At 65.2% G+C, this 14369-nt stretch carries 12 protein-coding genes; 6 read left to right on the top strand and 6 right to left on the bottom strand.

All coding sequences use genetic code 11. The annotated features are described in order from the left end of the window. Positions 1–4: 4 nt before the first annotated feature. The 4 genes from ACSF9G_RS23360 to ACSF9G_RS23345 all read right to left on the bottom strand — a co-directional run bounded on the left by ACSF9G_RS23360 (position 5) and on the right by ACSF9G_RS23345 (position 6280). Positions 5–1993, bottom strand: a complete 1989-nt coding sequence (locus tag ACSF9G_RS23360; RefSeq protein ID WP_436644473.1) for an acetyl/propionyl/methylcrotonyl-CoA carboxylase subunit alpha — start codon at positions 1991–1993, stop codon at positions 5–7. Positions 1994–2009: 16 nt separating this feature from the next. Further along, positions 2010–3611, bottom strand: a complete 1602-nt coding sequence (locus ACSF9G_RS23355; RefSeq protein ID WP_436644472.1) for an acyl-CoA carboxylase subunit beta — start codon at positions 3609–3611, stop codon at positions 2010–2012. Positions 3612–3636: 25 nt separating this feature from the next. Continuing rightward, on the bottom strand, positions 3637–5019 hold the full coding sequence (locus ACSF9G_RS23350; RefSeq protein WP_436644471.1) for a phenylacetate--CoA ligase family protein: 1383 nt from the start codon (positions 5017–5019) through the stop codon (positions 3637–3639). An 85-nt stretch (positions 5020–5104) separates the two neighbouring features. After that, positions 5105–6280 carry an acyl-CoA dehydrogenase family protein gene (locus ACSF9G_RS23345; RefSeq protein ID WP_436644470.1) on the bottom strand — a complete coding sequence of 392 codons (1176 nt, stop codon included), beginning with the start codon at positions 6278–6280 and terminating at the stop codon, positions 5105–5107. Positions 6281–6544: 264 nt separating this feature from the next. Here ACSF9G_RS23345 and ACSF9G_RS23340 point away from each other — a divergent pair, with 264 nt between their 5' ends. The 3 genes from ACSF9G_RS23340 to ACSF9G_RS23330 all read left to right on the top strand — a co-directional run bounded on the left by ACSF9G_RS23340 (position 6545) and on the right by ACSF9G_RS23330 (position 9555). Continuing rightward, positions 6545–7576 (top strand): TRAP transporter substrate-binding protein, encoded by a 1032-nt coding sequence (locus ACSF9G_RS23340; protein ID WP_436644469.1) that lies wholly within the window; start codon positions 6545–6547, stop codon positions 7574–7576. A gap of 69 nt (positions 7577–7645) precedes the next feature. Further along, positions 7646–8218, top strand: a complete 573-nt coding sequence (locus ACSF9G_RS23335; RefSeq protein WP_436644468.1) for a TRAP transporter small permease subunit — start codon at positions 7646–7648, stop codon at positions 8216–8218. Continuing rightward, positions 8215–9555: a TRAP transporter large permease gene (locus ACSF9G_RS23330; protein ID WP_436644467.1), complete on the top strand. Its 1341-nt coding sequence runs from the start codon at positions 8215–8217 to the stop codon at positions 9553–9555. Before ACSF9G_RS23335 ends, ACSF9G_RS23330 begins: the two co-directional genes overlap by 4 nt. A 77-nt stretch (positions 9556–9632) precedes the next feature. Here ACSF9G_RS23330 and ACSF9G_RS23325 read toward each other — a convergent pair whose 3' ends face one another. Continuing rightward, complete coding sequence (locus ACSF9G_RS23325) at positions 9633–10454, bottom strand: enoyl-CoA hydratase-related protein (RefSeq protein ID WP_436644466.1); 822 nt, start codon at positions 10452–10454, stop codon at positions 9633–9635. A gap of 187 nt (positions 10455–10641) precedes the next feature. On the opposite strand from ACSF9G_RS23325, the gene ACSF9G_RS23320 reads away from it, so the two are divergent. From ACSF9G_RS23320 to ACSF9G_RS23310, 3 genes are all read left to right on the top strand, one after another. Next, complete coding sequence (locus ACSF9G_RS23320; RefSeq protein ID WP_436644465.1) at positions 10642–12168, top strand: class I adenylate-forming enzyme family protein; 1527 nt, start codon at positions 10642–10644, stop codon at positions 12166–12168. After that, positions 12165–12947, top strand: coding sequence for an enoyl-CoA hydratase/isomerase family protein (locus tag ACSF9G_RS23315; protein ID WP_261617921.1), 783 nt, complete (start codon positions 12165–12167; stop codon positions 12945–12947). Before ACSF9G_RS23320 ends, ACSF9G_RS23315 begins: the two co-directional genes overlap by 4 nt. A 177-nt stretch (positions 12948–13124) precedes the next feature. Next, positions 13125–13706, top strand: a complete 582-nt coding sequence (locus ACSF9G_RS23310) for a TetR/AcrR family transcriptional regulator (protein ID WP_436644464.1) — start codon at positions 13125–13127, stop codon at positions 13704–13706. Between the two features lie 72 nt (positions 13707–13778). On the opposite strand, the gene ACSF9G_RS23305 is transcribed toward ACSF9G_RS23310, so the two are convergent. Further along, on the bottom strand, positions 13779–14369 hold a 591-nt coding region (locus ACSF9G_RS23305; RefSeq protein WP_436644463.1), incomplete at its 5' end, for an IS5 family transposase.

The following is a 14369-nucleotide window of genomic DNA, read 5'->3' as shown; positions in this document are numbered from 1 at the left end:
CTGCTCACTCGGCTGCTACGCTGAAGACGCGTTGGTCGCGTTCGACCGTGGCGTCGACAGCGCAAGCGACTTCAGTGATCGTGCCAGCAAAGGGTGCCGCGAGCGTCATTTCCATCTTCATGGACTCCATCAGCCCGAGCCGCTCCCCAGCCGCAACCGGTTGTCCGACCTCGACCTCGACGGCGATGATGCGTCCCATCATCGGTGCCCGCACCTGTCCGTCGCCGCTCCCGTCGGAGGTCAAGAGAGTGCCCGATAGATAGGGCTCTACGGAGAACCATGCCGAACGGCCGGCGCGCGAGAAACAGGCCCGCCCGTCTTCCAGATGCACATCGAGCGAATACGTTTGATCGTCCACTTCGGCGACGACGGTACCGGCGGGAAACGAAACCCGGATGCGCCACCGATCTTCCCCGACCGCGACTCCGATCGCGCCGTCCGGTTCGATGGCACCGAAGCGGACATCGTGACAGGCGTCTCCGCACGTCAACCGCAAGGCCGGCGCGGAGGCTATCGGTGACGTGCCGTCTCCGAGTCTCCAACCGGTGTGGCCCGCCCATCCCGACCAAGCATCCGAAGCCGCCCGGCTGCGGCGCGTCTGCAACCAGAGCACTGCCGCAATCGCAGCATCCCGCGGGAAGGACCACCGCACCGGCGGATTGGCGGCCAACATGTCCTCGATAGTCCCCGTGTGGACGTCATTCGCGAGAACGCTCTTGTCGGTCGCCAGCTTGCGCAGAAAGTCGACATTCGTTGTCACGCCCAGGACGACGGTATCGTCCAGCGCCGAGGCCAGATGGTCATAGGCCGTCTCCCGGTCCTGCGCCGCAGCGATCAGCTTCGCGACCATCGGATCGTAGTACGGCGTCACGGACGCGCCGCTCTCAATGCCGGTATCGACCCGCACCGTATCGGGCAAGCGCAACAGCCCGACGCGTCCCGTCGATGGCAGGAAGCCGCTGGCCGGATCTTCAGCGTATACGCGGGCTTCGACCGCGACGCCGCGCACCGCGACCGCGTCCTGAGGGAGCGGCAGGCGACCGTCGGCGACCGCCCTTATCTGCAGCTCGACGAGGTCCAGTCCGGTCACTTCCTCCGTTACCGGATGCTCGACCTGGATGCGCGGATTGACCTCTAGAAAGTAGGCGCGGCTGTCCTTGACGATGAACTCTACGGTCCCCAACCCGAGATAGTTCACCGCCCGGCCGAGACGAACGGCGTGATCAAGGATCGCCTGGCGCAGGTCCGGCGGAATGCTCGTCACCGGCGCTTCCTCGATCACCTTCTGGTGCCGGCGTTGCAGGCTGCATTCGCGATCGAGGAGGTGGATCACCTCGCCCCGCCCGTCGCCGAGGATCTGCACCTCGATATGGCGGGCATGCGGGAGATACTCCTCGACGATGAGGCTCGGGTCGCCGAAGGCGCTGCGGCCCTCTCGCATCGCCGCCTCCACGTCGGCACGCAGCGAGGCCCGGGACTGCGACACCCGCATTCCCTTACCGCCGCCCCCGGCTGCCGCTTTCAGCAGGACAGGCAGCTGCATCCCGTCGACCGCGGAGACGATATCGTCAACGGAACTGCTCGGAGTCTCGGTACCGGGTACGACCGGCACGTTCGCGAGACGCGCCTCCTGTTTCGCCGCCGCCTTGTTGCCGAACCGGGCGAGCACCTCTGGGTCAGGACCAATGAAGGCTATTCCGGCGTCACGCAGGGCGGTTGCGAACGCCGGGTTTTCCGCAAGAAAGCCGTACCCTGGATGGACCGCGTCGGCCCCCAGCCGCCGCGCCGCATCCACGATCCGCTCGATCACAAGATAGCTCTCCGCAGCGGTGGGGGGGCCGATTTCCAGCGACTCGCCAATCTCGCGAACATGCAGTGCGTCGCGGTCGGCCGCGGAATGGACGGTGGCCACCGCGATACCCATCCGCCGGCAGGTGCGCGCGATGCGGCAAGCAATTTCGCCGCGGTTTGCAACAAGGATCTTCTTGAACATTTCCGATCTCCGAAACCTACATGCGGAACACGCCGAACTGCGTCGGGCGTGCCGGTGTGCGCGCGGCAAGGTCGAGCAGCAAGGTCAGGGTCTGGCGCGTCTCCGCGGGCTCGATCACGCCATCCACCCACAGATTGCGCGCGAAGTTGTAGGCGCTCGCGAATGCCTCGTACTCGGCGCGAATCGGCGCCTTGAACGCCTCCTCCTCATCCGCGCTCCAGGCGCCGCCGCCCTTCTGGATGGCCTGCCGCTTGACGAGTGCGAGCGTCGTGGCGGCCTGGTCCGGCCCCATGATTGCGGCACGCCCGTTCGGCCACATGAACATCGCCGTCGGCCTGAAGGCCCGGCCGCACATGGCCAGATAGCCCGCCCCGTAGGACCCGCCCGTAATGACCGTGTATTTCGGCACGGATGCCGAGCTCATGGCGGTGATGAACTTCGCGCCGGCCTTGGCGATGCCCGCCATCTCGGCTTCCCGCCCGACCATGAACCCCGAGACGTCGGCGAGAAACAGTAACGGGATGTCGCGCTGGCAGCAGAGACTGATGAAATGCGTGGCCTTCAGCGCCGACTCGGTGAAGAGCACGCCGTTGTTCGCCAGCACCCCGACCTGATAGCCACCGATGCGGGCGAATCCGGTCAGGAGCGTGGTGCCGTACTCCGCTTTGAACTCCGTGAAGTCACCGCCGTCGACGAGGCGCTCCAGAACGGCCCTGTTATCGGTCGGGCGGCGTGGATCACGGCTAATGAGGTCGTAGATGCCGTCGACCGGGCGCCGGGGTTCGACCGCCGTCTGCCGATGCCACCGTTCAGGCGCGCGCGCCGGGAGTTCGGCAACAAGCGTCCGCGTGATCGCGAGCGCATGGGCATCGTTTTCGGCGAGGTGATCAGTCACGCCGCTGACGCGGCTGTGCATCTCCGCGCCACCGAGCTCCTCGGCACCGGTTATCTCGCCGGTCGCCGCCTGCACCAATTGCGGACCGCCAAGGAACATGTACCCGAGGCCGCGGACGATCACGACCTCGTCGCACAGCGCCGGAATGTAGGCGCCGCCTGCGGTGCAGGTGCCCAGAACGACGGCGATCTGCGGGATGCCGTCGGCCGACATGCCCACCTGATTGTGGAATATCGAGCCGAACAGACCTTCGTCGGGAAAGATGTTCGCCTGATCCGGCAGGAACGCACCGCCCGAATCCACCAGCGTGACACAGGGCAGTCGGTTGTCCCACGCGAACCGCTGCGCCCGGACGTGCTTGCGGCAGGTCATGCCGAAATAGGTGCCGCCCTTCACCGTCGCGTCATTGGCGATAATCATGCAGGGCCGCCCGGCGATCGTGCCGACCCCCGTCACCATCCCCGCGCCCGCCGGCACGCCGTCGTAGAGACCCTCGCCTGCCAACTCGGCGATTTCGAGGAACGGGGATCCCGGATCGATCAGCGCATCGATGCGCTCGCGCACGAACATCCGCCCGCGTTCGTGATGCTTGCGCCGCGCGGCTTCCGAGCCTCCGGCCCGGGCGAGCGATCGGCGACGATGAAGGTCGCCGACGAGTTCGAGATAGGCGCTTCGGTTGAGTTCGGCGTCGGTCGCCCCGACCTTCGGGTTGTTCTGCAACATGGTGCGGTTCCGCGTCTCGATTGGATTAGGGCGTGGTCAGGTCCGGCATCTCGCGCAAGGTGAGCGAGACCTTGGCGACGCCCGGTTTTTCAAAGAAGTTTGCGGGCACAACGCGCACGTCGGCCTTCACCGACAGCGCATTGCGGATCCGCTCCTCGGCGATCGCCTTGATCTCATGGTCCAGCGTTCCCGGCCGCCCCTCCGCGCGCTCCACGAGAACCTTCAGATTGGACTGGGTCGAGTGCCCCTCGAAATCCGCGACGATTCGAACGACACCGTTGCTTTCGGGAATACCCGCCAGCAGGTCCTGAACGGAGGACGGGAACAGATTGACGCCACGAACGATCAGCATGTCGTCGGTCCGGCCGACGCAGCGGATCGCCGGTCCGGTACGCCCGTCCGCCGTTGCCATCGCCTTGACGACAACGTGGTCCCCGCTTCGGAAGCGAAGCACGGGCGAGGCCTCGCGCCCCAGGGCCGTGTAAACGAGTTCGCCTTCGCCCCCCTCCTCGAACGGGATCGTCTTCCCGGTGGCCGGGTCGATCAGTTCGGCCAGAATGTGGTCCGGCCCCACCATATGCATGCCCTGCTGCGTATCCCCCTCGGCCCAATAGGTGCAGCCGAGATCGGTGCCGCCGAGCAGTTCGCAGCAGGTCGCGTTCCAGCGCGCTTCGAGCGCCTCGCGCACCGCCGCGATGCCGCCGCCCGGCTCGCCACCTACGATCAGGCGTTCCACGCCGAGATCCGCAGCCTCCATGCCGATGATGTCCTTCGCCACGTCGGCCAGGAAGAGCAGGAAGTTCGGGGTCCCGATGATGCAGCGGGGCCGCAGGTCGCGCGCCGCGATCAGCAAACGGTCGACGCCGCCATCGGCGCCGACGGGGATGTCCTTCGCGCCGAGATACTGCACGGCCTGGAACATCGGGATGCCGCCGACGAACCCCTTGCTAATCGAGAAACCATGGAGCACGAGGTCGCCGGGCCGCATGCCGCAAGCGAACAGCGCCCGCGCCGTCACCTCCTGCCATGCGAGAACGTCGTTCTCCGTGAGGCCGACGTAGGACGGGCTACCCGTCGTGCCCGACGATGCCTGAACCTGCACGACCTCCTCGATAGGAGCGGCCAGATGTTCACCGAACGGGAGGACACGCGCCAGACTGTCGCGCAGGTCCTGTTTGGTCGTGAACGGCACCCGTTCCAGGTCGGCGATGCTGCCTATATCGGAGAAGGCGATACCCGCTTCCCGGAACCGACGACGATAGAAGTCCGATCGCGCCTCGAGATAGGCGAGCTGGCTCTGGAGCCGGCTCTCCTGAAGCGCCCTGACGGCCACCTCAGGCGCGGTCTCGATACCGCTGAATGTTGCCGACACGATGCTGGCAAAGGCCATGGGCTTGCGAAAGCGCATGTTCGTTTCCTCTTCACTCACTTTCCCGAAGCAGCACCGAGCAGCCCGGACGCCGTCCCGGCACGGTCCGGGCGGCGGCCGCTCGTTAGCTCGTGCGCGCCTCAGCCGATGCGCGATGTTCGCGCAGCAGACTGCGGGCGATGACGAGTTGCTGGATCTGGCTGGTTCCTTCGTAGATGCGGAACAGCCGGACATCGCGGTAGAAGCGCTCCACCGGATACTCCGCCATGTAGCCGGCCCCGCCGAGGATCTGCACCGCCCGGTCGGCAACACGCCCGACCATCTCGCTGGCGAAATACTTGCAGCATGACGCGTCGGCCGAGACGTTCTCGCCCAGATCGCGCCGCCGCGCCGCGTCGAGCACCATGGCCCTGGCGGCATAGATCTCGGTGCGCGAATCCGCCAGCGCTGCCTGGATCAACTGAAAATCGGCGATCGGCCGGCCGAATTGTCGGCGCTCGGCGGCGTATGCGAGGCTCTCCTCGAGGAGCCGCTGCGCCGCGCCAACACAGGCTGCGGCGATGTGGAGACGCCCCTTGTCCAGGACTTTCATCGCCGTCTTGAATCCGCGCCCCTCCACACCCCCGACGATGGCGGAATCTGGGACGCGGCAATCCTGGAAGACTACGTCGGCCGTGTGGGCGCCGCGCTGCCCCATTTTCTTGTCCGGCTTTCCGACGGCAAGACCGGGCGTATCGCGATCGACGAGAAAGGCGGTGACACCGTCGGCGCCGTCCTCGCGTGCGCCGGTGCGCGCCATCAGCGTGAAGACGCCGGCCTCCGGCGCATTGGTGATGTAGCGCTTGGTCCCATTGATCACGTAGCCGTCGCCGTCGCGACGCGCGGACGTGGTGATCGAGGCGGCATCGGAACCGGAATCCGGCTCCGTCAGCGCGAACGAGCCGATGACTTCACCGGAGGCGAGCCGGGGCAGGTACCGGTCCTTTTGCTCCGGGGTCCCATCCATCACGATCGCTTGACTGCCGATGCCAACATTGGTGGCGAAGATGGATCGGAACGCCGGCGAGGCACGCCCGACCTCGAAGATCACGCGAGCCTCCTCCTCCATCGTCAGCCCCAGCCCGCCGAATGACGCCGGTATCGACAGGCCGAATAGCCCAAGGTGCCGGATCTCGTCGATGAGGGATCGCGGGATCTCGTCCGCCTCCGCGACCGCGTCTTCGCACGGGATGAGGCGACCGTCGACGAAACGGCGGACAGTTTCGATCAGCGGCTCGAAGACATCGGAATCGAGTGGCATCGCGGGCTCCTTTCGGCCGGCATAATACGCCCCGCCGATTTAAAAACAAGCGGTCAACCGTTTGTTTAATTGGAAATGGAACAAGCCAAACGCGGAAACCCCAGAAGCGCAAGCCCTCCGGCATGGCAGGGATTGACAGACGGAAACTTGTTGTCGATAAAAACGGACGGCCGTTAGTAAATAAGGCGTGCTAGCGCTGGCGTGCGACGAGCATTGCAAACGCCCGCGCACGGGTTCTGGAACCGCTATTGGAGGATTGCTAGAATGAAATACAGACTCTGTGCGGCAGTGCTGGCTGCCGCGATCGCCGGAGCCGGCCAGGCTCAGGCAGGCCAATACGACCTGCAAAGCGTATTCGGCCTCAACGTACCCTCTATCGGCCAGAGCCCGGCCAACTGGGCCAAGCGCGTCAAGCTGATGACGGGTGGCGAGATTGACGTGAAGGTGCACGGCGCCGGCGACTTCGTGCCACCCTTCGAGCTTTTCGGCGCGGTGAGTTCGGGCGCCATCCCCTTCGGCTACGACTGGATCGGGTATTGGGCCAGCTCGATCCCGGTGGCCAATCTCGTCGGCGCCATGCCGTTCGGTCCCAGCCCCGACATGGCGCTCGGCTGGATGTTCGAAGGGGGCGGGCTGGAGATCATTCAGAAGGCCTACGACCCGCACGGGGTGAAGGTCATCCCCTGCCACCTGGTGGTTTCGGAGGCAGGCGGCTGGTTCAACAAGGACATCGAGACGGTCGACGACCTCAAGGGCCTCAACATGCGCATCGCCGGCCTCGGCGGACAGGCGCTGGCCCGCCTCGGGGCGAACACGCAACTCGTACCCGCCGGCGAGATCTACGTCTCGCTGGAAACCGGCCGCATCGACGCCGCCGAGTTCTCCGCACCGCAACTCGATATCGGAGTCGGATTCCAGGACATCGTCAAGAACTACTACTTTCCCGGCTGGCATCAGCCGTCGAGCTGGAACTCGATCATCGTCAACATGGACGTCTGGGACGGATTCACCGAGAACCAGCAGCAGATCATGATCGAGGCCTGCAAGGCCAACATAACCGCGGTACTCGCCAACGAAAGTGAGAGCCAGAACGAGGCGCTGGAGAAGATCGAGGCCGCTGGCGTCACGGTTCGTCGTCTGCCCGACGAGGTTCTGGCCGCCCTCAAGGAATCGTCGACCGCCGTGATGGAAGATGAAGCCGCCCGCGACCCTCTGTTCAAGGAAGCCTACGAGTCGCTGACGGCCTATATGGACCGCATGTCGCGCTGGAAGGGTCTTCAGGAATTGCCGCGCTAATACGTCGCCCCTAGGCCACGGTGGTGGCGGGCCTCTCCCGGCGCGCCACCACGCAACACGAACGGTCGCATGATCAGGTTCCTCGATACGGTAATGCGGCTCGCGACGGTGCCCGGCAAGCTGGTCAGCTGGCTCGTCCTGCCGCTCATCGTCTTTGTCTGCCTGACGGTCCTCGCAGCGAAGTACGGACTGAACAGCTTCCTGTCGTGGAGCGCACCGATCCCCCTTCTGGGACAGGCGATCACCGTCAATACGCTCGCCGACCTGCAGTGGCACATATTCGCCCTGATAGCGATCTTCGGCGGCATCTACGCTTACGCGGACAGTCAGCATGTCAGCGTCGAGGTCATATCCGCCCGGTTCTCGGACCGGATGCGGACAATCATCGCGATCCTCGGCAACCTCTTCCTGACGCTCCCCTTCTGCGCGGTCGTGGTCTGGTACGGCATTCCCTTCGCCCGGCGCGCCTACATGACCGGCGAAGGCTCCACCTACGGTGGCCTGTTCGACCTTTGGATCATCAAGTCCTGCCTGCCGTTCGCGTTCGCGCTTCTGGGCCTCGTCGCGATCGTGCGCGCCGCGCAGGGCCTCCTCGCGCTCGCCAGGGCGCGGGAAACGACATCTTCCCCGGAGGAGAAATGACCGAGAGCTATTTCTGGCCGGTGGTGATGCTCGTCGCGCTGATGGCGGGCCTCTTCACCGGCTTTCCCGTCGCCTTCGTACTCGCCGGCGTCGGTATCCTGCTCGCGCTACTGGCCGATATCCCTCTCGTATTCCTGTCGACAGCGGTCGCGCGGATCTACTCGGGGATCCTTACCAACTGGCTGCTGATCGCGATCCCGCTGTTCGTGTTCATGGGGCTCATGATGGAGCGCTCCGGCGTCGCCGAGCGCCTGCTGGGCTCACTCGCCTCGCTGTTCCGCTCGCTGCCCGGCGGCTATGCCTTCGCGGTGGCGATTCTCGGCGTGGCGATGGGCGCCTCGACCGGGATCATCGGCGCGTCGGTCGTCCTGATGGGCATGATCGCGCTCCCCACCATGCTTCAGAACCGCTACGACCCGCGCATCGCGACCGGATTGATCGCGTCGACCGGCACGCTCGGCATCCTGCTGCCCCCCTCGATCATGCTCATCGTGCTCGGCGACCAATTGCGCGTGCCGATCGGCGATCTCTTCATTGGCGCGATCGGCCCCGGGCTGCTGCTCTCCGGCCTTTTTCTGTTGTACCTGATCGCCGTGGCGATCCTGCAGCCGCATCGCATGCCGCCCCGACCGGAAGGCCAGACCACCGAGCGATCGGCGCTGATCGTCCGCCTGCTCAAGGATCTCGTGGCCCCAGTTCTGCTAATCCTGTCGGTCCTCGGCACCATCATCGCCGGCGTTGCCACGCCGACCGAAGCCGCCGCTATCGGCGCGCTGGGCGCTCTCGTCCTCGCGTTCCTGTCGGGAAGCCTCGACGTCGAGACCCTGCGTTCGTCGCTGCGCCAGACGACCAAGACGACGGCGATGATCGTGTTCGTCATGATCGGCGCAACCGTGTTCAGCGTCATCTTCCGGCGGCTCGGCGGCGACGCCATGGTTGCCGACGCCTTCGCCCACATCGGCGAAAGTCCCTATGTCGTTCTGCTCGCCGTGATGGCGCTGATCTTCATCATCGGTTTCTTCCTCGAGTGGGTCGAGATCGTCCTCGTCGTGGTGCCAATCGTCGCCCCCGTCGTCATGGCGCTCGATTTCGGCATGGATCCCGAACAGACGCTGGCATGGTTCGCGATCGCGCTCGCGGTCAACCTGCAGATCTCGTTCCTGACCCCGCCGTTCGGCTATGCGCTGTTCTATCTGCGCGGTATCGCCCCCGAGGTGCCGATCGCGACGATCTACCGTGGCATCGTGCCATTCGTCCTTCTGCAGGTTCTGGCGGTGCTGCTCGTCATCATGTTCCCGCAGATCAGCCTCGGCCTTGCGAGCTACCTCGGCCGATAGACGCCTGCGCGTCCGCAGGTCATGACCCCAGGTGGCCCGGCGGTAGACCGCGAACCGGCGCCCGGGCCAGCACGCCTTCAGTCTGACGCTCGCCCGCCGCCGAGGCGCCATCCCGGCTCCCGCTTTTCCAGGAACGCCGAAATTCCATCGTGCGCCTCCGGCTGGGTCCAGGCCTCGACGATCGCCGCGATACCGGTCGCCTCCGCCTCATGCGGCGCGGCCTCACCGATCTCCCGGAACAGCCGTTTCGTGCGCGCGACCGCGCCGGGAGCGCATTTGAGTATCGCTTCAACGGCCCGCTCCACGCTCTGATCGAGCGCCTCCGGCTCGACCACCTGCTGGACAAGGCCGATACGAAGCGCGGTCGCGGGATCGAGCGCGCTGCCGGTCAGGAACTGGGCACGCGCCGCAGCCGCCCCGATACGCCTGACGATGAAAGGGGAAATGGTGCCCGGAACGATCCCCAGTCTCGTTTCCGTGATTCCGAACCGCGCCCGATCGGAGGCGATCGCCATATCGGAGACGCACACTAGGCCGACACCGCCGCCGAATGCCGCCCCGTTCACGCGCGCGATGACGGGCTGCGGAAAAGCGTCCAGCGTCTGCAGCAGGCGCATGATCGCCCGGGCCTCGGCCTCCCGTTCATCCGCGCTGCGCCCCAGCACGCCCCGCATCCATTTCAGATCGCCGCCGGCGCTGAAGACCTCGCCGGCACCGGTGAGGACCACGACGCGCAGCGTCTGGGAGGTCCGCAGCGTCTCGAACGCCTGTGTCAGCTCCGTCACCGTTTCCATATCCCAGGCGTTGCGTGCTTCCGGGCGGTTTATCGTCACCGTTGCAAGCCCGCGTTGGTCGAGATCGACGAGAATGCGGGAGAAGGATTGTTTCGTGTTGCGCATCGTGCAAACGCCTTGTATTAAAACGGTCAACCGTTTGTTTATACGAGGCAATCAACTGGCCTGCAAGCATGCGCCTGGACTTGGAATGCGACTCTGCGGCGGGACCAGCCTCACGGCTCTGCCGGACCGTCCGACCCTGAGCCGACCGGCACCCGGGGCTGGGAGCACCGCCCGAGTATAATCGGTCATGGAGGAAAGAATGATCTGTGTGGGGGACTATATCGCTCGGAACGCACGACGCAGCCCGAACAAGATCGCATTGGTCGACGGCACACGTCGCTTGACCTACGCAAACCTTGACCGGGAAACCGACGCGCTGGCCAGGGCCATGCGCCGGGCCGGGGTGCGGCACGGCGATCGCGTCGGCATTCTCGCCGCCGCATCGGCCGACTGGGTCAAGACGTTCATCGCCCTGGCAAAGACCGGCGCGATTGCCGCGGGGCTGAATTACCGCGAAACGCCCGACCGGCTGGCGGCCATGATGCGGGCGGTGGAAACCACCAGACTGTTCGTCGACGCCGAACGCCGCGTGCTGCTCGACGGGATCGATGGTCTTCCCGCGATGATCGACCTCTCCGAATCGACCTTGCGGGCGATGGAGGAAGACCACGCCACGGCCGACGAGGATGTCGTTGCGGTCGAGCCTTCCGACGGTGCCGTGATCCTCTTCACCGGCGGCACGACCGGCGCGTCCAAGGGAGTGCTTCTCTCGCACGCCAATCTCTTCTGGAATATCCTGAACGAAGCGCTCTTCACCCGCATGTCGGACTCCGACACCACGATCGTGGCGACCGCGCTGCACCATTCCGCCGCACTGAACACCTGGCTCCTGCCCCACCTCTATCTCGGCGCGACCGCCGTCATTCTGCCCGAGTTCACGCCCGAAGGCTGGATCGACGCTGTCGAAAGGGAGAAGGCAACGAACGGTTTCACCCCTCCGACCATGGCGCGCCAAATCGTCAATCATCCGCGCGCGAAAACGGCTGACTGGTCATCGTTCAGGCGTTGGTACGCCGGCGCGGGCATCCTGCCGCGGCACGAGCGTGCCGCGATGGAAGCGCTGATTCCGGGGCTCGGCATCTACTATCAGTACGGTCTCACGGAGGCGGGCCCGATCGTGACCTGCCTACTGCCCGAGGATTACGAGCGCGCGCCGGACTCCATCGGCCGCATCGTGCCCAATTGCGAGTTGCGCATCTTGCGCGAGGATCGCAGCGTCGCCGAACCGGGCGAGGTCGGCGAACTCGCCGTACGCGGCCCCGCCGTCATGTCGGGCTACTTCCGCCAGCCCGCGGAGACGGCCAAGGTCTTCCACGAAGACTGGCTCCTGACCGGAGATCTCGGCGTGATGGACGAGGCCGGCTTCGTCACCTTCCACGACCGCTCGAAGGACATGATCAAGACCGGCGGCCTGAACGTCTATTCGCAGGAGGTCGAATTCGCCATCGCCCGGCACCCCGGCGTGCGCGAGGTGGCCGTGCTCGGCCTCCCCGACGACCATTGGGGCGAGGTCGTGACGGCGGTCGTGACGCTGCACGATGCCCGGGACGCGACCGAACGGGACATCATCGATTTCGCGCGACGCGATCTCGGCGGATACCAGACGCCGAAGCGGGTGATCTTCATGGCCTTTGACGACCTGCCGAAGAACTACCTCGGCAAGATCCTGAAGCGCGAATTGCGCGACATGCTGCGCCAGGAGACACCGCGATGACTGTCGAACGCGAAAAGCCGAGGCCGGGCGTGGGCATTCTGCGCCTGGCGCGCGCCGACAAAATGAATTCGATTGATCCGGAGACGGATGCGGCGCTGCGCGACGCCTGGGTCTGGGCCGAAGCGCAGGAGGACGTTCGCTGCATCGTGCTCACCGGGAGCGGCGAGCGCGCATTCTGCGCCGGCGCAGATATCGGCACCATGCTGCCGGAGCTCCGCCGGCTCGCGGAGACAAATCAAGATCACGGGACATTCGGCGGCCTGACACGATCCTACCCGACCCGGAAGCCGATTATCGCCGCGATCAACGGCGTCGCCTTCGGCGGCGGCCTGGAGCTTGCACTGGCATGCGATCTCCGGCTGGCCAGCCGGAACGCGCGGTTCGGCCTCCCGGAAGTGACGGTCGGTGTGCTTGCCGGCGGTGGCGGCGCCACGCGACTTCCCCGCTACATTCCGCCGGCACTCGCCGCGGAAATGCTGTTGACCGGTGAACCGATCGACTCGGACACCGCTCTGAGCGCGGGCCTCGTCAGCCGCGTCTTCGACACGCCGGCCGCACTGCTCGAGGGCGCCCTAGACATCGCCGAGAGAATCGCCCGGAACGCACCGCTCGCGGTCGCGCGGACGCTGCAGCTCGTCCGTCTGTCGCAATCCATCAGTCTGGCGGAGGGGCTCGGCCTGGAGCGGGAGGGCTTCCGCGACCTGGTGGGAACGCGTGATGCGCAGGAAGGCATTGCAGCCTTCTCCGAACGTCGTGCCCCCGCCTTCGCCGGCCGTTAGAACGCTTTGGAGACGCTACGGCAACGGCCCCGGCGCCCAAGTCGGATTGATTTGCGCCGCCTACTCCCGGCTTGCATCGTTCTGTCGCCTCTGCTTTCCAATCTCTAAACTACTATCCAGGCCACAGAAGGGGCTGCACATATGTCCAGAACTGCGGGGTCCAGCGGCGCCCGGACGATGGAGGCAATCCGTCGCGCCGGAATAAAGCGGCTCTACAAGCAGGGCTTCGAAGCCATGAAACTTCGCGACCTGGCCGATGACGTCGGCATCCAGGCCGGGTCGCTTTACAATTACATCCGCCAGAAGCAGGACCTACTTTTCATGATCCTGTCGGACATCATGGAAAGACTGCACGAAGGCCTTTCTGCTGAACTTGAGGGCATCGAGGATCCTGTCGAGGAGTTGCGCCGCTTCATCGCATTTCATATCCGGTGGCATACAGCGCGGAAGGAAGAGGTCTTCATCGGCAACATGGAGCTAAGGAGCCTCACGCCGGCCAACTATCGAAAGATCATCGCCGAGCGGACGAAATACGAGCATCGGCTGCGCGCCATCATCGAGGAAGGAAACAAGGCCGGTGCCTGGTCTGTCCGCGATCCGCAGGTGACATCCTATGCCACGATCGCCGCCCTGACCGGTGTGTGCACGTGGTACAATCCGCGCGGCAGGCTTTCCCAATCCGAACTGATCGATCTTCACATCGAGTACGTATTCCACTCGTTCGGTCTCGACATTTCAGACGCCAGCGGGCCCGACTGAGTCGGCCGGCTCTCGATAGGCCGGAACCGAAAGAGATCCGGGAGGTCCTGTCATCTATGGACGTATTTGGACCTAGGACGCGGACTCATAAGATCTGATCCACAGTCGGATTGAAGCGAGTTTGACGAGGGCGAGGTAGTTCTCGTCATGTTTCTCGTAGCGGGTGGCGATGGCGCGGCAGTGCTTCAATCGGCAGAAGAAGCGCTCGACCACATTGCGGAAGCGGTAGAGCCATCGGCTGAAGGGCGGCTTTTGACGCCGATACGAGACCGGTTTTGCGCAGAGCCAGCCACCCTGAACTCTCATCTGCCCGCGCAGCGCATCGCTGTCATAGGCGGCGTCGGCCAGAAGCGTCTGTCCCGGCCCGATGCCCTCCAGCATGTCCATGGCGCTGCGTCCGTCATGGGCCTGGCCGGCGGAGAGCTTCAGCCTCACCGGCAGGCCATCGGCATCGACGAGCGCGTGGATCTTGGTGGTCAGTCCACCTCTTGAACGCCCCATGCAGACGGCGCCGGATCGTGCCACGCCGGAGGTCTCGGCGCCCCCCCCTTTTCCGCCACGCGGCACGGTGCCGGCATGCTGGTGAACCTTGATGGAGGAGGAGTCGACCGATTGCAGGGCGCCGTCATAGGCCGCCGACACCGCTTCGAATATGCGATCCCA

Origin of the sequence: Microbaculum mangrovi (genome assembly GCF_051390635.1) — a bacterium.
Classification (GTDB): domain Bacteria; phylum Pseudomonadota; class Alphaproteobacteria; order Rhizobiales; family Tepidamorphaceae; genus Microbaculum.
The sequence above is the reverse complement of the archived record's forward strand: the minus strand, read 5'-3'. Positions and strand labels throughout refer to the sequence as shown.

Coding starts and splice junctions, on each gene's coding strand:
- ACSF9G_RS23360 (WP_436644473.1), bottom strand. CDS start 1,993: ATGTTCAAGAAGATCCTTGTTGCAAACCGCGGCGAAATTGCTTGCCGC.
- ACSF9G_RS23355 (WP_436644472.1), bottom strand. CDS start 3,611: ATGTTGCAGAACAACCCGAAGGTCGGGGCGACCGACGCCGAACTCAAC.
- ACSF9G_RS23350 (WP_436644471.1), bottom strand. CDS start 5,019: ATGCGCTTTCGCAAGCCCATGGCCTTTGCCAGCATCGTGTCGGCAACA.
- ACSF9G_RS23345 (WP_436644470.1), bottom strand. CDS start 6,280: ATGCCACTCGATTCCGATGTCTTCGAGCCGCTGATCGAAACTGTCCGC.
- ACSF9G_RS23340 (WP_436644469.1), top strand. CDS start 6,545: ATGAAATACAGACTCTGTGCGGCAGTGCTGGCTGCCGCGATCGCCGGA.
- ACSF9G_RS23335 (WP_436644468.1), top strand. CDS start 7,646: ATGATCAGGTTCCTCGATACGGTAATGCGGCTCGCGACGGTGCCCGGC.
- ACSF9G_RS23330 (WP_436644467.1), top strand. CDS start 8,215: ATGACCGAGAGCTATTTCTGGCCGGTGGTGATGCTCGTCGCGCTGATG.
- ACSF9G_RS23325 (WP_436644466.1), bottom strand. CDS start 10,454: ATGCGCAACACGAAACAATCCTTCTCCCGCATTCTCGTCGATCTCGAC.
- ACSF9G_RS23320 (WP_436644465.1), top strand. CDS start 10,642: ATGGAGGAAAGAATGATCTGTGTGGGGGACTATATCGCTCGGAACGCA.
- ACSF9G_RS23315 (WP_261617921.1), top strand. CDS start 12,165: ATGACTGTCGAACGCGAAAAGCCGAGGCCGGGCGTGGGCATTCTGCGC.
- ACSF9G_RS23310 (WP_436644464.1), top strand. CDS start 13,125: ATGGAGGCAATCCGTCGCGCCGGAATAAAGCGGCTCTACAAGCAGGGC.